The sequence below is a fragment of the Sphingomonas sp. ABOLG genome (assembly GCF_003950435.1).
In the GTDB taxonomy this organism is placed as follows: domain Bacteria; phylum Pseudomonadota; class Alphaproteobacteria; order Sphingomonadales; family Sphingomonadaceae; genus Sphingomonas; species Sphingomonas panaciterrae.
The window spans coordinates 309,384-330,306 of the sequence record NZ_QQWW01000001.1 but is presented as its reverse complement, the minus strand read 5'-3'; the positions used below and the strand labels follow the sequence as shown (position 1 = coordinate 330,306).

The window sequence follows — 20,923 nt, the reverse complement described above, 5'->3', positions numbered from 1 at the left end:
AGTTTTCGTCGGCGGCACCTGTCCCATTCAGGGAAATGCCCTCGACGGACGGGATCAGCCGAGCCGCGCCAGGGCGGCCGCGAGCCGCTCCGCCTCCGCGGCTTTCTCCGCGTGATCGGCGCGGGCCTTCTCGACCGCCTCCGGCTTCGCCCGTTCAACGAAACTCGGGTTGTTGAGGCGCCCGGCGAGGCCATCGCGCTCCTTCTGGGCCGCGGCGATCGCCTTGGCGAGGCGGGTGCGTTCGGCGGCGAGATCGATCACGTCACCCAACGCGAGGCGGAAGGTCGCCTCGTCCACGACGACCTGCGCAGTGCCGCCAGAGACTTCGCCCGGATCGATCCGTGCGAGGCGGGCGATCGTCGCGGCGTTGCGGGCAAGGCGCGCCCGGGTGTCGGCGTTCGCATCCGCCACCGCATAGGGCAGCCGTGCACCCGGCGGCACGTTCAGCTCGGTACGGCTGGAGCGAACCTCGCTGACGAGGCGGATCAGCCAGTCGATCTCCTGCGCCGCCGCCGGGTCGATCGCGCGCGCGTCCGCCATCGGCCAGTGCGCGACGATCAGGTCATGCTCGCGGGGTGCGAGCGCGTGCCACAGTTCCTCGGTGATGAACGGCATGAACGGGTGGAGAACGACCAGGATCTGGTCGAGCACCCAGCCGGCAACCGCCTTCGTTTCGTCATCAATCGAACCCTTGATGAGTTCGAGATACCAGTCGCAGAACTGGCTCCAGACGAACTGGTAGATGGCGTTCGCCGCGGCATCGAAGCGATATTCGCCAAGCGCTAGGTCGACCGACTGGATCGCCTTGATCGCCTCCCCGATGATCCACTTGTTCACCGGATGGGTCGCCGCCGGCGGTTCCAGCGTGGTCGATCCGCCGATGCCGTTCGACTGGCAGAAGCGGCTGGCATTCCACAGCTTGGTCGCGAAGTTGCGGTAACCCTCGACCCGCTTCTCATCCATCTTGATGTCGCGGCCCTGGCTTTCCATCGCCGCCATGAAGAAGCGCAAAGCGTCGGCGCCGTATTTGTCGATCAGGCCGAGCGGATCGACGGTATTGCCCTTGGACTTGGACATTTTCGCGCCGTCCGCCGCGCGGACAAGGCCGTGCAGGTAGAGCGTGCGGAACGGCACGTCCTTCATGAAGTGCATGCCCTGCATCATCATGCGGGCATCCCAGAAGAACAGGATGTCGAAGCCCGAGATCAGCACGTCATTGGGGTAGCGCCCGCCGAGTGTGGGATCGCTATTCTCCGGCCAGCCCATCGTGGCGAAGGGCCAGAGCGCGGAGGAGAACCAGGTGTCGAGCACGTCGGGATCGCGCGTGAGGGCAACGCCCTCGCCCGCCTGCGCCTGCGCCTGCGCCTCGGTCTCGGCGACATAGGCCGTGCCCTCGGCATCGAACCACGCCGGGATCTGGTGGCCCCACCACAGCTGGCGGCTGACGCACCACGGCTGGATGTTCTCCATCCAGTTGAAGTAGGTCTTCTCCCACGTCTTGGGGACGAGGCGGATCGCGCCGGACTTCACCGCCTCGATCGCGGGCTGCGCCAGCGTCTTGGCGTCGACATACCATTGGTCGGTCAGCCACGGTTCGATGACGACGCCCGAGCGATCGCCGAACGGCGTCTGGATCGTGCGCGGCTCGGCATCATGCTCGACGCCTTCCTTGTCGACATGGGGGACGAGAACGCCATCGGCCTTCAGCCGGGCGACGACCGCCTTGCGCGCGTCTGCGGTCGACAGGCCCAGGAATTCGGCCGGAATCAGGCCGTCCGCGGTCTGCGTAACGTTGGCCTTTGCGTCGAGCATGTTCAGCATCTCGCCCGCCTTCATGCCGGCGCGCTTGCCCACCTCGAAATCGTTGAAGTCATGGCCGGGCGTGATCTTCACCGCGCCGGTGCCGAGCGAGGGATCGGCATGTTCGTCGGCGATCACCGGGATCAGGCGGCCGGTGATCGGCAGGCGGATCTGCTTGCCGATCATGTCCTTGTAGCGCGCGTCCTCGGGATGCACCGCGACCGCCATGTCGGCGAGCATCGTCTCGGGGCGCGTCGTGGCGACAGTGATCGTGCCCGATCCGTCGGCGAGCGGGTAACGGATCTGCCAGAAGCTGCCCTTCACCTCGCGCGTCTCGACCTCGAGATCGCTGATCGCAGTGCCGAGGCCCGGATCCCAGTTCACCAGGCGCTTGTCGCGGTATAGCAGGCCCTGGCGGTGAAGCTCGACGAAGACCTTGAGCACGGCCTTCGAGAAGCCCTCGTCCATCGTGAACCGCTCATTGGCCCAATCCATCGAGCAGCCGAGGCGGCGGAGCTGGCCCGTGATCTGGCCGCCGCTCTCCGCCTTCCATTCCCACACCTTGGCGACGAATTCGTCGCGGGTGAAATCGGTGCGCTTCTGCTGCTTGAGCGCCATCTGCCGCTCGACCACCATCTGCGTCGCGATGCCGGCGTGATCGGTGCCGACGACCCAAAGCGCGTCCTTGCCCTTCAGCCGCGCGTGGCGCGTCAGGATGTCCTGCAGCGTGTTATCGAGCGCATGGCCGATGTGGAGCGAGCCGGTGACGTTGGGCGGCGGGTTGACGATCGTCCACGGCTCCGCGCCGGGACGCTCGGGGCGGAACAGGCCGTTCTCCTCCCAATGGCTGTACCAGCGGGATTCGATCGCGGCGGGGTCAAAGGTTTTCGGCAGCTCGCTCATGGAGCGGCCATAGCGAGGCGGTGGGGGGAACCCAAGTCCCCCCCTCCTCACACCATCACCCCGGCTCCAGGCCGGGATGACGAGGTGTTATTGGTTAGCGGGCGCCTTGCCGGTCCACTTGTCCATCCAGCCGATCACTTCGCGATACCATTGGCGCGAGTTCTTCGGTTTCAGCACCCAGTGGTTCTCGTTCGGGAAGACGAGCAGGCGCGAGGGGATGCCGCGGCGCTGGAGCGCGGTGAAGGCGGCGAGCCCCTGGGTGTAGGGGATGCGGAAATCCTTTTCGCCGGTGATGACGAGTTGCGGCGTCTTCCATTTCGCGACGTGGTGGACCGGGTTCCACTTCTCGAACGCCTGCGGGTCCTCGTAATAGGTCTTCCCGCCATGCTCCCACTCGTCGAACCACAGTTCCTCGGTCTCGTAGGCCATGGCGCGCGCATCGAAGACGCCATCGTGCTGGACGATGCACTTGAAGCGATCGGGCCACTGCCCCTCGATCCAGTTCATCATATAGCCGCCGTAGGAAGCGCCGAGCGCGCAGGCATTGTCCGCGTCGAGCCAGGTGAACCTGGTGGTCGCGGCGGAGAGGCCCTTCTTCAGGTCCTCCAGCGGCCAGCCACCCCAATTGTTGCGGATGCTGTCGGTGAAGGCCTGGCCGTAGCCGGTGGAGCCGTGGAAATCGACCGCGACGAGGCCGTAGCCCGCACCAGCGAACACCGCCGGGTTCCAGCGGTAGGACCAGCTGTTGTTGCTCGACCCCTGCGGCCCGCCATGGACCATGTACGCGATCGGCACCTTGCCGGTGCTATTGGCGGGCTTCACCGCATAGCCCCAGACGGTGTCGTTGTTGGCGCCGGTGAAGCTGAACCGTTCGACCGTCGGCATGTCGATGCCGGCGAGCTTGGCGGCGTTGACGTTGGTCAGCCGTTGCGGCGTGCCGGTGGCGGCGACGCGGTAGAAATCGGCCGGGGCGGTGAGCGAATCGAGCGCGATGACCGGCCCGCTCGGCGTCACGGCGACCGCCCCGACATGGCCCTGCTGGGTCAGCCGCGTGACCTGACCGGTCGTCGCATCGACGCGGAACAGCGGGGTTTCCTGCGTGTCATCCGCCGTCACGTAAAGCGAGCGCGAGTCGGGCGCCCAAGCGATCGAGCCGACCGAACGGTCCCACTTTTCGGTGAGCGACGTCATGCGGCCAGTGGCGAGATCGCGCAGCATCAGGACCTGGCGATCGGCCTCGTAGCCGGGACGGCGCATCGCGAACCAGGCGAGCGTCCGGCCATCGGGCGAGACGACCGGCTGATTGTCGGTCGCCTTGTTGTCCGCGGTGAGGTTCACCGGCGCACGGCTGCCGTCCGCTGGCACCTCGAAGATGTCGAGATTGGTCGAGGTCGGCTCGATCCGCCCCGCCTCTCGCAGGGCGAAGTAGAGCGTCTTACCGTCGGGGCTCCACGCCACTTCCTCGGCGCCGCCGAACGGCTTGGAGGGAGTGTCGCCGACGAGGCTCCCGACCACTGCCTTGCCGTTGCCGCGTGCGCCGGCGGCGGTCAGCGGCAGGACGAACAACTGCGACCTTTTGCCGTCGCCCCACGTATCCCAGTGGCGGACGAACAGCTGGTCGTAGGTGCGGCCCGAGCCGGCATCCGCCAGCTTGCGGATCATCGGTTCCTCGAGGCTGGGCGCGCCCGGCAGGCGATCCGCCCAGACCACGATCTTGTCACCTGTCGGCGCAACCTTGAAGCCGTTGAAGCCGCCCTTGAAGTCGGTCAGCCGGCGCGGCGTGCCGCCGGTGACGGGGACGGCCCAGACCGCATCGTCCATCGCGAAATAGACGGTGTTGCCGACGATCTGCGGATCATTCTCGTCCTTCTGCGGATCGGCGAGCAACCTCTCCGGCGCGGCGCCGGGCTTCGTCAGATCTAGCCGCCACAGATCGAAGCGGCCGCGATCGGCGTCGAGATCGGTCTCCCGCTGCGCCCAGACCATCCAGCGGCCGTCCTTGGAGACGGTCGGGGTGCCGATGCGACTGAGCATCGTCAGATCCTCGATCGTCAGCGGGCGGGCAAAGGCCGGAGCGGCGGCGACGGCGAGCGCAACGAAGCTCGCGGACAGGAGCATCCTCATGGCCCTGCGGTAAAGCAGATCGTATCAGGCGCGACAATGATCTTGTCATATTCCCGGCCAGGTGCCGGGACAGGCGATCAGGAACCGCGCGTGATCTTCGCTATCTCGCGCGCGACCAGCGTTTCGACCAGTGCCGGCAGGTTCGCGTCGAGCCATTCGCGCAGCATCGGGCGCAGCATGTCGCGCACCAGCCCCTCCAGCGTACCGTCGCTGCCCGGTTCCGGCTTCACCATGAGCCGCGAGAGCGCATCGAGCGCGCCGCGAGTCGCCTGAGTCGTCTGTTCGGACAGCAAAGCGGCGGCGGCCTGCGCCGAGGACATGCTGGCCGAAGCGGTGTTTGGTGCGGGAGAAGCAACGGGCGCATCTGCGGCCGCCGCGCCGCTGGCCGGCGCGCGCGACGGCGGCATCGGATCGCTCAGCTCAAGCACTTCTTCCGGCTCGTCGTCGTCATCAGCGATCGGGGCGGCCGGCATGGCACGCACCGCGCCACTGCGGCGCGGCCGGATCGGGCGGTCATCGCCCTCCTCCGCAATGATGCGCTTGATGGAGGACAGAATGTCTTCCATCGACGGCTCGGCGCTGACATCCCCCATGCGCGCAGTCCACCTCGTCCCAAAAACGGCTGACTATCAGCGGTTCGGTGCGTTCTCACCTGTGGTCAACGCCGGGCTCCTGTCAACCTTGCTGCTGTCGAGCGCGGGATCGAGCGGACGGGTGACGGTGGCGTTCTGCGGCGGGACGGTGCTGGTCGACGGTGCGATGGCCTGTGGCGCCGGCCCGTCCGAGAAGTCGGAGAAGCGGCCGCGCACCGAACGGTAATTGTCGGCCGAATTGTAGAGCGGCCCTGCTTCCAGCCCGAGGTCCTGCGCCTCCGCCTGCCCCATCGCGGCGAGCAAGGCGAAGCCGGCGACATATGCGTCGCGGCGGGCCGTCACCAAGGTCACCTGACTGTTCAGCAATTCCTGCTCGGCATTGAGGATGTCGAGGATGGTGCGGGTGCCGACACTGTTTTCCGCGCGAACGCCCTCCAGGCTGAGCTGGTTGGCGGCCACCGCCTGTTCCGACGAGGCGATCACCTGAAGCGAGGATTGCCACACGGCATAGGCCGACCGGGTCGAGGCGATCACCTGACGTTCGGCCGCGGTTGCATTTTCGATTGCCTGCGATCGCTGCGCCTGCGCCTGGCGCACCAGCGCGGCGGGGCGCCCGCCCTGGAAGAACGGCAGGCTGACATTGAGCCCGATGCCGGCGGAGGTGCCGCTCTGGCCGACGCCGAGCCCGGTGCCTGAGCCTAGCGAGCCGAGATAGTTCACATAATTTCCGGTGGCGCCGATGCCGAGCGTGGGCAGACGGCTGGCGCGGGCGACGCGCACGTCGAAGGCGGTGGCGTCACGCTCCTTCAGGGCGGACAGCAAAGTCGGATTGTCGCGCAGCGCAACATCGACGGCCGCATCCGCATTGGACGGCAGATTGGGCAGCGGCGGCGGCGGCTCGAGCGCGCCGGGGGCGCCGCCGACCAGACGGACATAATTCTCACGGCTGGCAATGAGATTGGCGCGCACCCGGTCGAGCTGCGCGCGGGCGAGGCTGAGCCGCGCCTCCGACTGGGCGACATCGGTGCGGGTCAGGTCGCCGACCTGGAAGCGATCGCGGCTGGCCTGAAGGTTGGTTTCCAGCACGCGCACATTCTGGGCATTGAGGCCGACGATCGCCTCGTCACGCAGTACGTCGTTATAGGCGCCGACCACTTCGGTGAAGAGCCCCGCCTCCGTCCCGCGCAGGCCAAGCTGCCCTGCCTCCACCCGGGTTTCGGCCGCGCGCACCGAATTGCGCACCGCGCCGCCGGAATAGAAGGGTACGTTCAGTGCCAGTTGCGCCTGCGCCACCTTCTCCGGCGTGGTGAAGGAATTGCCGCTGCGCAGATAATTTTCCGTCACCCCCGCGTTGCTGCCCAGCGTGGGACGGCCCGCAGCGCGCGCGATCGGCACCGTCTCGTCAATCGCCCGCTGCCGCGCGCGGCCGCCGGTGATCGTCGGATTATCCTGATAGGCCCGCGCCAGCGCCTCACGCAGCGTGTCCGCCCGCGCCGGAGATACCGCAATCACGGCCGCGATCGTCAGCGGCATGGCAAGGGAACGAACGCGGGTCATTGCAGCCTTTGCTCAGAAGGTGAAACGTGCCGGTTTGGCGAAGCCGGGCAACCGGCAGCATTCGACATCGGCAAAATCGAGCAGCGCGAAGCCGCCTTCGCTTCGGCGACCAGCCGCAAGCCGGGTCACGCCGCGATCAACGAGGCCCCCAAGCACCCGGCCGGCGGGATGAACCTGAGTCACCAACGTCTCCGGCACCTGCTCGACCGCGCCGTCGATGATGAGCACGTCATACGGTGCATCGGCAGGATGGCCATGTTCCAGCGGGCTCTCGACGATCGTCACGCGATCTTCGCCGCCAAGCGCCGCGCGCGCCATGGCGACCAGCGCGGGATCCGATTCGACCGCGACGACCGCAGCCACCAGTTCCGCCAGAACCGCGGCCGTATATCCCGACGCTGCGCCGATCAGCAGCACGCGGTCGTACGACGTGAGGCGCGCCTCGGTGAGCAAGCGGCCGGTGGCGATCGGCAGGTTGAGCGAACGACCGCCGCCAAGCTCCACCAGCCCGTCGCGATAGGCGAACGGCGCCTGATCGGCGGGCACGAAGCGCTCGCGCGGCACATTGGCCATGGCGGCGACCACGCGTGCATCCGACACCGCATTGGTGCGCAGCTGACTGGCCACCATCGCGGTGCGCAGGGCGGCGAAATCGGGTTGGCGTTCCATGGTCATCGTCATTCTGTCACCTGTCGCACGGCTGTTTTAGCATGGCAATACACTTACCATCGAAGTGGCGCTTTATCCTGTCGCGGCAAATGCGCCAATGTCGAAACTTGACATGGCTGGCGCGCCGCCCCATCAGCCCGCCTCCACGCGATCGAGGCCCGATGGCGGAGTGGTGACGCAGAGGACTGCAAATCCTTGCACCCGGGTTCGATTCCCGGTCGGGCCTCCAGCGTGGTATCCCCTTCTTATCCGCAAGCCTGGTTGCTCCGGTTCGGTGCCATTTCTAGGTCGCTACGGGTCGCGCGTGCGATAAGGCCGCTGGCAGATTGGCGGGCGCCGGCGGCTTGCCCGTTCTCGAAGAGTCGAGGGACCTCATGCGCATCTTTGACGGCGATTCCGATTGGCTCGTCCGCTCGCATTACTGGCTGGTGCTGGCATTCGTCCTTGGCGGGACGGGGACGCTGTTGATGCTGTGACTTGCCGGGCGTCGCGTCCGCGCGATAGGCGTTAGCGCAGCGCCATCAGCGCCTCGGCGAGCGGCCGGTCGGCGGGCGGCATGGCCAGTGCGGCCAGTTCCTCGGGCGCGACCCAGCGGATTGCCGGGGCTTCGATTGCCTGCGCAGTCCCCTCCCACCGTTCGGCACGATAGAGGAGCAGGACCATCGGGCGATCGCCAGCGCTGCCGCGCGAAAAGGCGACGGGGTAAAGGTCCGCAGCTTCAACCCCGATTCCGAGTTCCTCCGCCAGCTCACGAGCCAAGGCCGCCTCGGGTGTCTCGCCTGGCTCCACCTTGCCGCCCGGGAACTCCCACAGGCCGCCATGATGCTTGTCGAGCGGGCGTTGCTGAACCAGGATCCGGCCATCCGCCGCGATCAGCGCTGCGGCGACCACCAGCATCGGTAGAGAAGGCGCGCCGGCGGGATGGGGCATGTCGACCTTTCCTTAACACAGCCATGCGATCAGCAGCGCATGCACCGAGGCCCTTCAGCGATCAAACGCGCGCTTGCCGCGGCCCTGCGGCTTGCAGGCGATCAGCGTGGTGCCACCGCGGTCGAATATGGCCTGATCGTCGCGCTGATCGTGATTGTTATCATCGCTGGTGTGGCTGGCGTGGCTGACGAAACGACAAGCATGTGGAACAACGTCAGCGACAGCGTGAGCGGTGTGGTCAACCCGCCGGACCGCCACGAGCCTTAAATGTTTTTCAACCTCGCCGCGTTAATCGAGGTGGGTACCGGAGCGGGGGGCACCTTCATCCGGTCGGGTGACTGTAGCTTTAGACAACCACTGGAGACCGAACATGCAGAAGATGCGCGCCTTCCTCAAGAATTCCAAGGGTGCCACCGCGATCGAATACGGCCTGATTGCCGCCCTGATCGCCGTTGCCGCCATTGCCGCCATGGGCACGCTGGGCAACACCATCAAAGACACCTTCGGAGATGTGAACACCGGCATGGCTCAGCGCAGCACCGACTGACGCTTTAGCATCGGTTTCAAACGCGGGCGGCGGCTTCGGCTCGCCGCCCTTTTCTTTTGTCCAAGGTCAGCTGAGCGCGCGGCCCATGGCGAGGAACTTCTCGCGCCGTTCGCGCCGCAGCGCGGCTGCATCCATGCCGCGCAATTCACCGAGCGCCAATTCGATCGCGTCGCCCAGTGCGCCGATCGCCGCCGAGGGGCCGCGATGCGCGCCACCCAGCGGCTCCGGCACGATCGTGTCGATCACGCCAAGCGCCTTCAGATCCTGCGCCGTGACCTTCATCGCCTCGGCAGCGTCGGCCGCCTTGTCCGCCGTACGCCACAGGATCGAGGCGCAGCCTTCCGGCGAGATGACCGAATAGACGGCGTGTTCGAACATCAGCACGCGATTGCCGCTGGCCAGCGCAACGGCGCCGCCAGAGCCGCCCTCGCCCACGACCGCCGAGACGAAGGGCACGCCGGCGGCGAGACACGCCTCGGTCGAGCGCGCGATCGCCTCGGCCTGGCCACGCTCCTCTGCCTGCAGGCCCGGGAAAGCGCCCGAGGTGTCGACCAGGGTCACGATCGGCAGGTTGAAGCGATCAGCGAGCGAGATCAGGCGCACCGCCTTGCGATAGCCCTCCGGCTTGCCCATGCCGAAATTGTGACGGAGCCGGGAGGTGGTGTCGTCACCCTTCTCATGCCCCATCACCAGCACACGCTGCCCGCGGAAACTGGCGAACCCGCCAATGATGGCCTGATCGTCGCCAAAGGCGCGATCGCCGGCGAGCGGGATGAACTCGTCGAACAGCCCGGCAACATAATGTTTGAAGTGCGGCCGCTCGGGATGCCGGGCGACCTGGGTCTTCTGCCACGGCGTCAGCTTGGAAAAGGTTTCCTTCAGGAGCCGATCGGACTTCGCCTGAAGCTTCGCGACCTCTGCCGCGATGTCGACACCGCCCTCGGCGCCGGTATCGCGTAGTTCGTCGATCCGTGCCTGCAGTTCGGCAATGGGTTTTTCAAAGTCGAGGAAAGTCGCCATCGCGCGGAGCTAGGCGCGCGGTTTCGCCACGTCAACGAGCGGGTGCCGTTCATTGACGAGCGTGACCAGCCGGGCACGATCGACGTGCGTGTAGATTTCCGTCGTCGCAATGTCGGCATGCCCCAGCATTGCTTGCAACGCGCGAAGATCTGCGCCGCCCTCAAGCAAGTGGGTGGCAAAGGCGTGACGAAGCACATGCGGGCTGATGCGATCGGGCGGGATACCGGCTTCGGCACCAAGCGCCCGGATGATCTGAAACAGCCGCACGCGCGAAATGTGCGTGGCGCCGGACGGAAACAGGAACTTGTCGTCCGCGGGGACATGATCGCGCCATTGCGCGACGGCGGCACGGGCGCGGTCTGATATCGGCACCAGCCGTTCCTTGCCGCCTTTGCCCGAGAGGATGATGAAGGGCCGATCGGGATGAATGGCATTGCGCGGCAACGACACGAGCTCGGTCGCGCGCAGGCCCGAACCGTACAGCAGTTCCAGCAGCGCCGCGTTGCGCATATCGGGAGCGAGCGGCGGATCACGCGCGAGTCGCGCCGCTACGACCGCGAACAGCCGATCGACGTCGGCATGGCTGAGCGTGCGGGGAAGCGGACGACGGCGTGCCGGCTGTGGCAGCGCCGCGCCCGGATCGTCCGCCCGTAACCCTTCTTCCGCGAGGAAGGTGAAGAAGCGCCGTAGCGCTGATGCCTTGCGCGACACGGTCGATCGGGCCAGCGCGGACCAGCCGCTTGCAAGCCGCCCGATCATGTCGGCATCCGCCTCGGCCAGGCGGCCGTCCAGCGCCTCCGACGCAAGCAAGAGATCGCTGCGATAGGCGGCGATCGTGTTGCGCGCGGCGCCCGCCTGCGCCGCCATCATCTCCAGAAAGCGGTCGATGAGGGCCGCATCGCCCATCCGGTCAGACCCGCGTGAGCGCCTCGACGGCGATCATCCGCGCCTCGCCATCCAGCCCCACCGCGCGCAGCGCAGCGACGATCCGATAGAGCGCGGCCGGCGGTATTGCCCGCCAGGAATCCGCCTGCATGCCGATGCCGGACAGCAGCAGCACCGTGGCGGGCTGCCGGTCGCGCACGGCGCGATCGAGCGCGCGCGTCCAGCTGTTCTGCACGCCGATCGGCACGTCCAGCGACTCGGCGCCGCTTTCGACCTCTTGCGGGGAAAGACGGCCGAGACCGGCCAGACCAGCGAAGAACAACTGCCGTTTCAGCGTCGCATTGCCGCTGCCCGCATATTTGCCCACCGCGCCATAACCGAGCCGAGTCCTGGCGTCCGGATCGGACAATTCCAGCATGGCCCAGGCATCGCTGCCCTCGTCGACCTGGCCGCGCCAGCGTTGCGCGGTACGGTCGAGCCCCGCCGACAACATGGAAGCGACGATGCGATTGGCCTCCTCCCGACCGTCGACCGGGCGGATCCGCGCGGCGGCGCGCGCCGTCAGGATGTAGCGCGCATAGCGGGCCTGCGGCGTTTCCACGCCATCCCACAATTGGCGCAGCGCACCCAGACGCGTGGCGATGTCGGCACCGACATAGGCCGAGCGCAGGTCCGACGCGATCGCGCCGAGCGCCGCCGGCGTATCCTCGCCAGCATCAAGGGCTGCGTACAGATCCACCAGTGCCGCGCTGGACAGCACGCCCATTGCAGCGGCGGTTTCCGCGGCGGCGGCGCGATCGGCGATGGGGATGGCCGGCGCCAGCGCGCGCCAGCCGGTCACCTGCGGCCCGACGGTCTCATATAGTTCGGTTGGCACGGCGACTCCGGTCGCCGTCGCCAGCCCGAAACGCCAGGTGGTCAATTGAACCACCGGATCCCATTCGATCGTCACCGCCTGGCGGCTGCCCAGCCCTGCGCCGACGACCTTGCGGGCAAGCGCCAGGTCAATGCCGCTGGCCACCCGCTGGCGACGCGCGGCATCGATCAGCGCGCGCCCGGCGCCTTCCTCATTGCCGAGCGACGCACACATGGCCCGCGCGAGGACCCAGCCACGCGCCCGATCCTGTGGCGCCTCTGCCAGCGTGCACAGGCCGCCCGGGTCGCCATTGGCGAGCATCGCCTGCATCGCGACCTGTTCGTATTTGGGGGTCGCGTTCATCGTGTCGACGCTCTCGATCACGCTGCGCGCCGCGACCGATTCGCCCATCCGGAGCAACAGCCACGCGCGCTCTGCGGCGAAATCGGCGCCGTTGAGGCCGGCGGGCGTATCGATGCGCGACATCAACGCGCGGCGAAGCGCGATCGACAGCCAGCGCGACGGCAGCGGCGCGGACAGGCGGCGCATCAGCCCCTGGAGGTAGCCGCCGTCGGCGTCGCCGAACGCGTTCGGCGCAACGCCTCCCTCCGGCTGACCGATGGGGCCAACGATTGACAGCGAGCGCCGCGCGAACAGCGGCATCTCATATTTCGCCAGTTCCGCGGCACTCGGCGGTGTCGGCGTCGGGGTGGGCGACGGGCTTGCCTCCGGCGCCGGCAGGTCTAGCGGCGCTTGTGGCAGCGGCTGAACCGTCTGGTTGCTGGGCGCCTGGGCCGGGGGCGGCGCAACCGGCTCGCCGAAGCCGGGCGGCAAGAGTGATTCGGGCGCCTGCGCGTTCTGTGCGACCGCCGCTGCTGCCAATGATCCTGCTGCGGCGAGCGCCGCCAGCAGCCTAACCCGCGAGGTTGCCAAGCTCGACCGCCTTCTCGACACGCGTGGTGGGCTTTTCGGTCGCGCTGCCCGCGAGGAAGAACAACCCGCCGATCACGACGACCAGGAGTACCACCAGCGAGACGATCAACCGCGACATGTTCCACACCCTGTACGACGCCGGCAAAACCCGCCAGCGTCGAGCCTAACCTTCCGCGAGCCTTGTGCCCGGGGCGCCGACGCGCTGTATAGCCCGCAGACCCATGTTGCAAAGCCCCGCCCCATCCAACCGCGACCGCAAGAGCCGCTGGCAGCGTGAACCGATCGTGCTGGTCGGCCTGATGGGCGTGGGCAAATCCACCGTGGGCAAGCGGCTGGCGCAACGGCTTGGCCTGCCCTTCGTCGACGCTGACAATGCGATCGAGGAAGCCGCGGGCATGTCGATCGCGGAAATATTCGCGCAATTCGGCGAGCCTTATTTTCGCGATGGCGAGCGACGGGTGATCCAGCGGCTGATCGACGGGCGGCCCAAGGTGATCGCGACCGGGGGCGGCGCGTTCATCAATGATGCGACACGCCAGCTGATCCTGTCCGATGCGCTGTCCGTGTGGCTGGACGCGGATATCGACGTGCTGGTCGACCGGGTGCGCCGGCGCGATACGCGGCCGCTGCTGCGCGGCAAGGACCCGGCGAAGGTGCTGCGCGAGCTCGCCGAGGTGCGCAATCCGCTCTACGCGCAGGCCGACATCCATGTGACGAGCAACAATGCGCCGCACGAAGCGACCGTGCGCGCGATCCTGAAAGCGATTGGGTACGGGAACGCATGACGATTGTGCAGGTGGCGCTGGGCACGCGCAGCTATGACGTGGTGATCGAGGCGGGGCTGCTAACTCGCGCCGGCGAGCGCCTCGCGCCGCTGGTCGGCAAGCGGCGGGTGCCGATCGTCGCGGACGCCAATGTCGGGCCCCATCTCGCCACACTGCGATCGTCGCTGACCGCGGCGGGGATCGAGAGCGAGGCGATCATCATCCCGGCCGGTGAGAAATCCAAGAGCTGGGGGACGCTGGAATCGCTGACCGACCAGCTGCTGGCGATGGGCGTCGAGCGCGGCGACCATGTGGTGGCGCTGGGCGGCGGGGTGATCGGTGACCTGGTCGGCTTCGCCACCGCGATCCTGAAGCGCGGGTGCGGCTTCGTGCAGATCCCCACCACCTTGCTGTCGCAGGTGGATTCGTCGGTGGGCGGCAAGACCGGGATCAACACGCGCGCGGGCAAGAACCTGATCGGGGCCTTTCACCAGCCCAAGGTGGTGCTGATCGACCCGTCGGTACTCGACACGCTGCCGCTGCGCGAGTTGCGCGCCGGCTATGCGGAGGTCGTGAAATACGGGCTGATCGACGATGCGGACTTTTTCGCCTGGTGTGAGGCAAACGGCGAGAAGCTGCTCGCGGGCGACCCGGCGGCGAGGGAATATGCCATCGCCCATTCGGTCGCGGCCAAGGCGCGGATCGTGGGTGAGGATGAGTTCGAGACGCTGGGGCGCCGAGCGCTGCTGAACCTGGGCCACACCTTCGGCCATGCGCTGGAGGCGGAAGCGGGGTTTTCCGACAAGCTGCTGCATGGCGAAGCGGTGGCGGCGGGGTGTGCGCTGGCGTTTGGTTATTCCGCGGCGCATGGGCTGTGCCCGATCGAGGATGCGGTGCGGGTGGCGGCGCATTGGCAGGCGGCGGGGTTGCCGAGCGGGCTGGCGGCGGCGGGGATCGATGCGCCGGCCGAGCGGCTGGTGGAGCACATGCGCCACGACAAGAAGGCAAGTGGCGGAAATATCCCGTTTCTTTTGGCGCGCGGGATCGGACAGACCTACCTCGACAAGCAGGTGTCGCTGGACGATGTGCGCGATTTCCTGGCGATCCAGCCGCGCTGATGCCCAACGGCGTTGCCAAGCGCGACTTGCCGACCAAGACCTGTCCGGTGTGCCAGCGGCCGTTCAGCTGGCGCAAGAAGTGGGCGCGCGACTGGGACGCGGTGGTCTATTGTTCGGCCGCGTGCCGGCAGAAGACGTGATGCATCCGGCCTGTCTGCGGAGAAATCCGGCCTCGAACACGCGGCCGCTGGCCATCAGCCGCGAACACCCGCCCAGGCGAGCCAGAGCCACCCGGCGATCAGCAACGTACCGCCGATCGGCGTGATCGCGCCGAGCCAACGCGGGGCGCCCATCGCCATCAGATAGAGCGTGCCGGCGAAGATCGCGGCGCCGACGACGAACAGCCATCCGGGGCCGCGCAGGTCGAGCCGAAGCGCGACCAGAGCCGCGACCGCGTGGATCAACTGATACTGGCCGCCGGTGCGCAGCCATTCGGCCGCCTGCCCGCTGGCGCCATGCGCGCCGAATGCACCCGCGCCGACCGCCAGCGCGCCCGACAGACCCGCCAGAACCATCAACCAGTTCATGTGTCGTTCCCCCTGCCCCATGGCTGCTCCGCGGCGACGATCGCGCGGGCGGCATAGATATCGCCAGCCTCCAGCTGGATGCGCAGCCGTTCGCGGTCGCTGGCGCGGTACATCGCCTCCGACCGGTCGATCTCGCCGCGGTCGATGCCAAGATCCGCCATCGCGCCGCGCGCCATCTTCACCGCCGATTCGAGCACTTCACGGACCACCAGCTTGGCCGGGCTGCCCTTCAGCTTGATCAGCATGCGGCGGTCATAGGCGCGCACATAGATGGCGGCATGGGGAAATGCCTCATGCACCGATTCGACCACTTCGGCGGTGACCTGTTCGTCGTCGATGCAGAACAGGATCAGCTCCGCCTCCGCCGCGCCGGCCTGGCGCAGCAGATCGAGCCGGGTGCCGTCGCCATAATAGACCTTGGCGCCGAATTCCCCGGCGATGTCGATCATCTCGATATCGGTGTCGATGAGCGTGACGGGAATGTCCTGCGTCAGCAGCATCTGTCCGACCGTCTGGCCGAAGCGGCCATAGCCGACGATGATCGCATTCGCGCCCTCCGCCTTTGGTCCCTCGCGTTCCTCGGCGATGATCGGCGCCTCGCGCAGCCGCCTGGTGGCGCTCATCAGGAACGGCGTGGTCGCCATCGACAAGGTGACGATGGCGCCGAACAGCGAGGCGGCCTCCGGCGCGATCAGATACGCCTTGGTGGCCTGCGCAAACAGGACGAAGCCAAATTCGCCGCCTTGGCTGAGCAATACGCCAAGGCCGAGCGCCGAGCGCCAGTTCATCTTGAACAGGAGGCCGAGGCCGAAGATGACCAGCGTCTTGGTGGCGATCAGCGCCAGCGCCATCGACACGACGAAGAGCGGCCGCTCCGCAATCGCCGTCAGGTTCAGCATCATGCCGATGGTGAGAAAGAACAGGCCGAGCAGGATCGAGCGGAAGGGATCGACGTCGGCCTCCAGCTCATGCCGGTACGGGCTGTCGGCGAGCATCACGCCGGCAACAAAGGCGCCGAGCGCGGTGGAAAGGCCGAGCGATTCCATCAAGGCGGCGCTGGCGATGACGGTGAACAGCGCGGCGAAGACGAACATCTCGCGTTCGCCCATGTTGCCGATCAGGCGGAACAAGGGCGACAGGATGAAGCGTCCGGCGGCGATCAGCCCGACGACGGCGGCGATCGTGTAGAGGATCAGCAGCCAGCCCGGCGGGCCGCCGGCATCGGCGGGATTGCGGCTCAGCGCGGCGATGATGGTGATCAGCGGGATGATCGAGAGATCCTGGAACAGCAGGACCGAAAAGGCGCGTTCGCCAAAGGGGGTGCGCAGCCGACCGGAGGATTGCAGCAGCGGCAGCACCTGCGCGGTCGAGGACAGCGCCAGCGGCAGGCCGAGCGCGAGCGCGGCGGGAATGGAGAAATGCGCAAACACCGCGATGATGGCGGTGATCGCAATACCGCAGGCGACGACCTGAAGCAGGCCGAGGCCGAAGATATCCTGCTTGAGTTGCCACAGGCGTGACGGTTTGAGTTCCAGCCCGACGACGAACAGCAGCAAGGTGATGCCGAGTTCGGCGACACCCAATTTGGCATCGGCATCACCGACCAGCCCCAGCACATGGGGGCCGACGACGGCCCCGGCGACGAGATAGCCGAGCGTGGCGCCCAGCCCCAGCCGGCGGAAGAGAAGAACGAACCCGAGCCCGGCACCGAGCAGGATCACCCCATCGCGAAGCAGTGATCCAGTGGCACCGTGTTCCATCAGTTCCTCGCGGCTGCGTGCGTCGCCTGCTCCGCCGCCTCCGCCGCGGCCTCGAAGGCGAGACGGATCGAGGCGTGGCGGGCATGATAGTCGAGCGCGGGTGTCAGCACGTCGAGCCCGGGCCAATCCGGGATGTTCCCGGTCCGCGCAAGCCAGCCGGTCAAGGCGTCGCGCGCCGCGGCCAGTTCCTCCGGCGAGCGGCCGATGATCTGCGCGGCGAGGAGCGAGGAGGATGCCTGGCCCAGCGCACAGGCGCGCACCAGCATCCCCGCCTCGCTCACGCGTCCGTCGGGGCCGAGATTGACGTCCACCGTCACCCGGCTGCCGCAGATCGGCGAGCGTTTCTCGCTGCTGCCCATCGGATCAGGCAAGCGTTCGTCGATCGGATTGTCAGTGGCGAGGCGAAGGATCGCATCATTGTACAGCGTGTCGCTCATGCCGGCGTCCTGCTGCTGGAGGGGGTGGGCGTGGCACCGCCGAAGGGGCCGTCGGGGCCGAACACGGGCTCACCCCGGCGGCGGCGATCGACGAAATCGGCGATCGCGCTGCTGGTCGCGTTGAGCAACGGATAGGTGCGCGCGTCCTTCATCCACGCCGGGCGGCTGCGCGGGCCGCCGCCGATCGTGTCGAGCACCAGCAATGCCAGCAGGAAGGCAAGGCTGGCGAGGATCAGCCCCTTCAACGCGCCGAAGCCGAAGCCGATCGCGCGATCGACCGGGCCGACCACCGACTTGCGCACCCGGTCGCCCAGTGCGCGCGCGACGATGCGGCCAAGGAAATAGGTGATGCCGCCGACCAGAACGAAGGCCAAGGCCGCGCCGCCCGAGGGGGTGCCGATCGGCCCGGCCAGCGCCTGCGACACGGGCAGGTGAAAGATCTTAATCGCGAAGACCACCGCGACCCAGGCGAACAGCGCCAGCACCTCCGTCACGAACCCGCGCTTCAGCCCCAGGAGGGCGCTGCCGCCAACGGCGGTGAGCACCGCAATATCGAGTCCGTTCAGGTTCATTGTCGCTTATCTAGGGTCCGCCGGTTGCAACGTCACCCAGCCATGCGGCGGGGCGTTGGCGGGCCCTTAGCCGCGGCCGAGAAGATGATCCACCAGCCGCGCCAGCGTGGGGAAGCCGGAGGGGCGCATCGGCGCCTTCTCCCGGGCCAAAGCCGCGGGGACGAGCGCCTGCCCGAAACCGAGCTTTGCCCCTTCCTTCAGACGCAGCGCGGCGTGCGCGACGCTGCGCACCTCACCCGACAGCGCGACCTCACCAAAGGCGATCGCGTCGGTCGGCACCGGGCGTTCCGACAGCGCGGAGACAAGCGCCGCGGCGACCGCCATGTCGGCGGCGGGGTCCTGCACGCGGTAGCCGCCGGCGACGTTGAGATAGACCTCCGCCGAGGAGAAGCTGAGCCCGCAGCGCGCCTCCAGCACGGCGAGGATCATCGCCAGCCGGCCGCTGTCCCAGCCGACCACCGCCCGGCGCGGCGTGGCGCCGCTGGCGAGGCGGACGACCAGCGCCTGGATCTCGACCAGCACGGGGCGAGTCCCCTCCAGCGCCGGAAAGACAACAGTGCCGGTCACGCCCTCGTCACGCTGGGTCAGGAACAGCGAGGACGGGTTGGACACCTCGGTCAGCCCTTGCGCCTCCATCGCGAAGACGCCGATTTCGTCGGTGCCGCCGAAGCGGTTCTTGATCGCGCGCAGGATGCGGTATTGATGGCTGCGCTCGCCTTCGAAGCTGAGCACGGTGTCGACCATATGTTCGAGCACGCGGGGACCGGCGATGGTCCCGTCCTTGGTCACATGGCCGACCAGCACCAGCGCGGTGCCGCGTTCCTTGGCGAAGCGGATCAGCTCCTGCGCGGAGGCGCGCACCTGGCTGACGGTGCCGGGCGCGCCCTCGATCAGGTCGGAATGCATCGTCTGGATCGAATCGATCACCAGCAATTCGGGCGGACGGCCGCTGCCGAGCGTGGTCAGGATGTCGCGCACCGACGTGGCGGAAGCGAGCCGCACCGGCGCCTCCCCCAGCCCCAGGCGGCGGGCGCGCAGCCGGACCTGATCGGCCGCCTCCTCACCCGAGACATAAGCGACGTCGGCGCCGGCGAGCGCCATCAACGCCGCCGCCTGCAGCAGCAGGGTCGACTTGCCGATGCCGGGATCGCCGCCGATCAGCGTGGCGCTGCCCTCCACGAAACCGCCGCCGAGCGCGCGATCAAGCTCCGCGATGCCGCTGGCGCGGCGGGCCGGCAACGGGATCTCGGCATCGAGCGCGACCATCGTCACGGTACGGCCGCCGCCCTGCAGATTGTGCTTGGCATGGAAGGGCGTGACGATCGCGGGCGTTTCCTCGACCAGGGTGTTCCATTCGGAACAGTCGACGCATTGCCCCTGCCAGCGCGACGAGACCGACCCGCAGGACTGGCAGACGAAGCGCTTCTGGATCTTAGCCATGGGGGTTCCGGGATCGCGGCGGGAGCATCGCCGCCTGTCCTATCGTGAGAACAACTGGAGAACAATCCCGCGCTTCGCTATCCTGCCGTAGCCATGATGCCGGCCGAGTCGCCCTTCCCTTCGATCGCGCCGCGGCACGACCTGCCGCGGCGGCCGCTGCGCTGGCTGTTCCTCGACCTCAATTCCTATTTCGCCAGCGTCGAACAGCAATTGCAGCCGTCGCTGCGCGGGCGGCCGGTGATCGTCGCGCCGGTGGGGAGCGATACGACGGTCGCGATCGCCGCGTCGGTGGAGGCGAAACGCCATGGCATCGCCACGGGGACGCCGGTGTGGGAGGCGAAGCAGCGCTGCCCGGACATTGTCGTCACCCCTGCGCGGCACCGGCGCTATGTCGAGTTTCACGATGCGATCGTGGCGGAGATCTGGCGCCACATTCCGGTGACGCGGGTGTGCTCGATCGACGAGGTGGCATGCCGGTTGCTCGACAATGAGAATGATCGCGACGCGGCGATGGCGCTGGCCAAGCGGATCAAGGGGGGGATCCGCCGGCGGGTGGGCGATTGCCTGACGTCGTCGGTGGGAATCGCGCCCAACCGGCTGCTCGCGAAGCTCGCCTCCGACCTGCAGAAGCCCGACGGGCTGGTGGTGTTAGAGGACAAGGACCTGCCGCACGCGCTGTTCCGGCTGAAGCTGACCGACATCGCCGGGATCGGCGCGAAGATGGAGCGGCGGCTGGCGCGTGACGGGGTGAACGACATTGCGCAACTGTGCGCGCGGCGGCCGCGTGACGCCGGCCACGCCTGGGGCGGCACCGACGGCGACCGGCTGTGCTACCTGCTGCACGGCGTCGACCTGCCCGAGAAGCCGACGCAGAGCCGGACGATCGGGCACAGCCACGTCCTGTCGCCGGGCAAGCGCGGCTATGAGCCGGCGCGGCTGACCGCGCGGCGGCTGGCGCTGAAGGCGGCGAGCCGGCTCAGGCGCAAGGGCTATCGCGCGCGGCTGCTGGTGCTGCATGTCCGGTTCGAGGACGACAAGAGCGCGTGGCGCACGTCGATCCGGCTGCCCGAGACGCAGGACAGCTTCGTCGTGCTCGACCGGCTGGACGCGCTGTTCCCGCGCTTGCGGGAGGCAGGGCGCGGGCGGCCGGGCGGGTTCCGGCTGCGCATGATCGGCGTGACGCTGGCCGAGATCGTGCCGGTGGCGGGCGAGCAGGCAAGCCTGTTCGCGCATCTCGACCCCGCCGACCCGCTGGCGCGCGAGACTCGCGGGCTGGCGCTGAGCCGCGCGATGGACCGGATCAACCAGCGGTTCGGCCGTCATGCGGTATCGCTCGGCCCGCTGGGCGGCGGGCGGGCGGACCGGGTGGGGAGCAAGATCGCCTTTGGCCGAATCCCGGAACTGGACGAATTCCATGAGTGAAGCGGGCGAAAAGGCGATGATCCTTCCGTTCCGGCCGCTTTTATCGAAATAAAGTATCGCGGCTCA

At 67.9% G+C, this 20,923-nt stretch carries 21 protein-coding genes and 1 tRNA gene; 7 read left to right on the top strand and 15 right to left on the bottom strand.

The genetic code is table 11. The features are described from left to right. Positions 1-54: 54 nt before the first annotated feature. From CA236_RS01710 to CA236_RS01690, 5 genes are all read right to left on the bottom strand, one after another. The gene (locus tag CA236_RS01710; RefSeq protein WP_125944281.1) at positions 55-2,703 is read right to left on the bottom strand and encodes a valine--tRNA ligase; all 2,649 of its coding nucleotides are present in this window, start codon (positions 2,701-2,703) and stop codon (positions 55-57) included. A gap of 87 nt (positions 2,704-2,790) precedes the next feature. After that, a complete protein-coding gene (locus tag CA236_RS01705; protein WP_125944280.1) occupies positions 2,791-4,827 on the bottom strand; it encodes a S9 family peptidase in 2,037 nt (678 codons plus the stop codon). A 77-nt stretch (positions 4,828-4,904) separates the two neighbouring features. Continuing rightward, on the bottom strand, positions 4,905-5,420 hold the full coding sequence (locus CA236_RS01700; RefSeq protein WP_046409220.1) for a DUF2497 domain-containing protein: 516 nt from the start codon (positions 5,418-5,420) through the stop codon (positions 4,905-4,907). Between the two features lie 36 nt (positions 5,421-5,456). Next, a complete protein-coding gene (locus CA236_RS01695) occupies positions 5,457-6,977 on the bottom strand; it encodes a TolC family outer membrane protein (protein WP_125944279.1) in 1,521 nt (506 codons plus the stop codon). A 12-nt stretch (positions 6,978-6,989) separates the two neighbouring features. Continuing rightward, the gene (locus tag CA236_RS01690) at positions 6,990-7,658 is read right to left on the bottom strand and encodes a methyltransferase domain-containing protein (RefSeq protein WP_125944278.1); all 669 of its coding nucleotides are present in this window, start codon (positions 7,656-7,658) and stop codon (positions 6,990-6,992) included. A gap of 143 nt (positions 7,659-7,801) precedes the next feature. Between CA236_RS01690 and CA236_RS01685 the strand changes: the two genes are divergently transcribed. Beyond that, positions 7,802-7,875: transfer RNA gene (locus CA236_RS01685), tRNA-Cys, on the top strand. A 278-nt stretch (positions 7,876-8,153) separates the two neighbouring features. Here the strand turns inward: CA236_RS01685 and CA236_RS01680 are convergent. Beyond that, the gene (locus CA236_RS01680; protein WP_241212464.1) at positions 8,154-8,576 is read right to left on the bottom strand and encodes a (deoxy)nucleoside triphosphate pyrophosphohydrolase; all 423 of its coding nucleotides are present in this window, start codon (positions 8,574-8,576) and stop codon (positions 8,154-8,156) included. A 39-nt stretch (positions 8,577-8,615) separates the two neighbouring features. Here CA236_RS01680 and CA236_RS01675 point away from each other — a divergent pair, with 39 nt between their 5' ends. Together CA236_RS01675 and CA236_RS01670 are read left to right on the top strand one after the other, a co-directional pair. After that, positions 8,616-8,843, top strand: a complete 228-nt coding sequence (locus tag CA236_RS01675; protein ID WP_125944352.1) for a Flp family type IVb pilin — start codon at positions 8,616-8,618, stop codon at positions 8,841-8,843. A 103-nt stretch (positions 8,844-8,946) separates the two neighbouring features. After that, complete coding sequence (locus tag CA236_RS01670) at positions 8,947-9,123, top strand: Flp family type IVb pilin (protein WP_125944277.1); 177 nt, start codon at positions 8,947-8,949, stop codon at positions 9,121-9,123. A 66-nt stretch (positions 9,124-9,189) separates the two neighbouring features. Here the strand turns inward: CA236_RS01670 and CA236_RS01665 are convergent, their stop codons facing one another. Genes CA236_RS01665 through CA236_RS18655 form a run of 4 tightly spaced genes read right to left on the bottom strand, consistent with a single transcriptional unit; the run spans position 9,190 to position 12,935 of the window. Beyond that, a complete protein-coding gene (locus CA236_RS01665) occupies positions 9,190-10,143 on the bottom strand; it encodes an acetyl-CoA carboxylase carboxyltransferase subunit alpha (RefSeq protein WP_125944276.1) in 954 nt (317 codons plus the stop codon). Positions 10,144-10,152: 9 nt separating this feature from the next. Next, entirely contained in the window at positions 10,153-11,049 is an 897-nt protein-coding gene (locus CA236_RS01660) for a tyrosine-type recombinase/integrase (RefSeq protein WP_125944275.1), read from the bottom strand. Between the two features lie 4 nt (positions 11,050-11,053). Further along, a complete protein-coding gene (locus tag CA236_RS01655; RefSeq protein WP_125944274.1) occupies positions 11,054-12,817 on the bottom strand; it encodes a hypothetical protein in 1,764 nt (587 codons plus the stop codon). Further along, entirely contained in the window at positions 12,798-12,935 is a 138-nt protein-coding gene (locus tag CA236_RS18655) for a hypothetical protein (RefSeq protein ID WP_164518820.1), read from the bottom strand. Before CA236_RS18655 ends, CA236_RS01655 begins: the two co-directional genes overlap by 20 nt. Before the next feature lie 103 nt (positions 12,936-13,038). On the opposite strand from CA236_RS18655, the gene CA236_RS01650 reads away from it, so the two are divergent. From CA236_RS01650 to CA236_RS01640, 3 genes are read left to right on the top strand one after another with little or no spacing between them, the layout of a single operon-like run. Then, on the top strand, positions 13,039-13,602 hold the full coding sequence (locus tag CA236_RS01650) for a shikimate kinase (protein ID WP_046409211.1): 564 nt from the start codon (positions 13,039-13,041) through the stop codon (positions 13,600-13,602). Beyond that, the gene (gene aroB / locus CA236_RS01645) at positions 13,599-14,699 is read left to right on the top strand and encodes a 3-dehydroquinate synthase (protein ID WP_125944273.1); all 1,101 of its coding nucleotides are present in this window, start codon (positions 13,599-13,601) and stop codon (positions 14,697-14,699) included. Before CA236_RS01650 ends, aroB begins: the two co-directional genes overlap by 4 nt. Next, a complete protein-coding gene (locus CA236_RS01640) occupies positions 14,699-14,839 on the top strand; it encodes a DUF2256 domain-containing protein (RefSeq protein WP_082102957.1) in 141 nt (46 codons plus the stop codon). Before aroB ends, CA236_RS01640 begins: the two co-directional genes overlap by 1 nt. Before the next feature lie 54 nt (positions 14,840-14,893). Here CA236_RS01640 and CA236_RS01635 read toward each other — a convergent pair whose 3' ends face one another. From CA236_RS01635 to radA, 5 genes are all read right to left on the bottom strand, one after another. After that, positions 14,894-15,226, bottom strand: a complete 333-nt coding sequence (locus tag CA236_RS01635; RefSeq protein WP_046409209.1) for a DUF423 domain-containing protein — start codon at positions 15,224-15,226, stop codon at positions 14,894-14,896. Beyond that, complete coding sequence (locus CA236_RS01630; protein ID WP_125944272.1) at positions 15,223-16,986, bottom strand: cation:proton antiporter; 1,764 nt, start codon at positions 16,984-16,986, stop codon at positions 15,223-15,225. Before CA236_RS01630 ends, CA236_RS01635 begins: the two co-directional genes overlap by 4 nt. Then, the gene (locus tag CA236_RS01625; RefSeq protein WP_125944271.1) at positions 16,986-17,423 is read right to left on the bottom strand and encodes an iron-sulfur cluster assembly scaffold protein; all 438 of its coding nucleotides are present in this window, start codon (positions 17,421-17,423) and stop codon (positions 16,986-16,988) included. The genes CA236_RS01630 and CA236_RS01625 overlap by 1 nt, the downstream gene beginning before the upstream one ends. After that, entirely contained in the window at positions 17,420-17,995 is a 576-nt protein-coding gene (locus tag CA236_RS01620) for a CvpA family protein (RefSeq protein ID WP_046409206.1), read from the bottom strand. Before CA236_RS01620 ends, CA236_RS01625 begins: the two co-directional genes overlap by 4 nt. A gap of 66 nt (positions 17,996-18,061) precedes the next feature. Then, on the bottom strand, positions 18,062-19,435 hold the full coding sequence (gene radA, locus CA236_RS01615) for a DNA repair protein RadA (protein WP_125944270.1): 1,374 nt from the start codon (positions 19,433-19,435) through the stop codon (positions 18,062-18,064). Between the two features lie 93 nt (positions 19,436-19,528). Here radA and CA236_RS01610 point away from each other — a divergent pair, with 93 nt between their 5' ends. Continuing rightward, a complete protein-coding gene (locus CA236_RS01610) occupies positions 19,529-20,857 on the top strand; it encodes a type VI secretion protein ImpB (protein WP_125944269.1) in 1,329 nt (442 codons plus the stop codon). The last annotated feature ends 66 nt before the right edge of the window (positions 20,858-20,923 follow it).

Bases quoted from the DNA above. Each gene is read 5' to 3' on its own strand.
- CA236_RS01690 (WP_125944278.1), bottom strand. From the start codon at position 7,658: ATGACGATGACCATGGAACGCCAACCCGATTTCGCCGCCCTGCGCACC.
- CA236_RS01675 (WP_125944352.1), top strand. From the start codon at position 8,616: ATGCACCGAGGCCCTTCAGCGATCAAACGCGCGCTTGCCGCGGCCCTG.
- CA236_RS01660 (WP_125944275.1), bottom strand. From the start codon at position 11,049: ATGGGCGATGCGGCCCTCATCGACCGCTTTCTGGAGATGATGGCGGCG.
- CA236_RS01635 (WP_046409209.1), bottom strand. From the start codon at position 15,226: ATGAACTGGTTGATGGTTCTGGCGGGTCTGTCGGGCGCGCTGGCGGTC.
- CA236_RS01650 (WP_046409211.1), top strand. From the start codon at position 13,039: ATGTTGCAAAGCCCCGCCCCATCCAACCGCGACCGCAAGAGCCGCTGG.
- CA236_RS01700 (WP_046409220.1), bottom strand. From the start codon at position 5,420: ATGGGGGATGTCAGCGCCGAGCCGTCGATGGAAGACATTCTGTCCTCC.
- CA236_RS01705 (WP_125944280.1), bottom strand. From the start codon at position 4,827: ATGAGGATGCTCCTGTCCGCGAGCTTCGTTGCGCTCGCCGTCGCCGCC.
- CA236_RS01625 (WP_125944271.1), bottom strand. From the start codon at position 17,423: ATGAGCGACACGCTGTACAATGATGCGATCCTTCGCCTCGCCACTGAC.
- CA236_RS01630 (WP_125944272.1), bottom strand. From the start codon at position 16,986: ATGGAACACGGTGCCACTGGATCACTGCTTCGCGATGGGGTGATCCTG.
- CA236_RS01695 (WP_125944279.1), bottom strand. From the start codon at position 6,977: ATGACCCGCGTTCGTTCCCTTGCCATGCCGCTGACGATCGCGGCCGTG.
- CA236_RS01640 (WP_082102957.1), top strand. From the start codon at position 14,699: ATGCCCAACGGCGTTGCCAAGCGCGACTTGCCGACCAAGACCTGTCCG.
- CA236_RS01680 (WP_241212464.1), bottom strand. From the start codon at position 8,576: ATGCCCCATCCCGCCGGCGCGCCTTCTCTACCGATGCTGGTGGTCGCC.
- CA236_RS01670 (WP_125944277.1), top strand. From the start codon at position 8,947: ATGCAGAAGATGCGCGCCTTCCTCAAGAATTCCAAGGGTGCCACCGCG.
- CA236_RS01610 (WP_125944269.1), top strand. From the start codon at position 19,529: ATGATGCCGGCCGAGTCGCCCTTCCCTTCGATCGCGCCGCGGCACGAC.
- CA236_RS01710 (WP_125944281.1), bottom strand. From the start codon at position 2,703: ATGAGCGAGCTGCCGAAAACCTTTGACCCCGCCGCGATCGAATCCCGC.
- CA236_RS18655 (WP_164518820.1), bottom strand. From the start codon at position 12,935: ATGTCGCGGTTGATCGTCTCGCTGGTGGTACTCCTGGTCGTCGTGATC.
- CA236_RS01665 (WP_125944276.1), bottom strand. From the start codon at position 10,143: ATGGCGACTTTCCTCGACTTTGAAAAACCCATTGCCGAACTGCAGGCA.
- CA236_RS01620 (WP_046409206.1), bottom strand. From the start codon at position 17,995: ATGAACCTGAACGGACTCGATATTGCGGTGCTCACCGCCGTTGGCGGC.
- aroB (WP_125944273.1), top strand. From the start codon at position 13,599: ATGACGATTGTGCAGGTGGCGCTGGGCACGCGCAGCTATGACGTGGTG.
- radA (WP_125944270.1), bottom strand. From the start codon at position 19,435: ATGGCTAAGATCCAGAAGCGCTTCGTCTGCCAGTCCTGCGGGTCGGTC.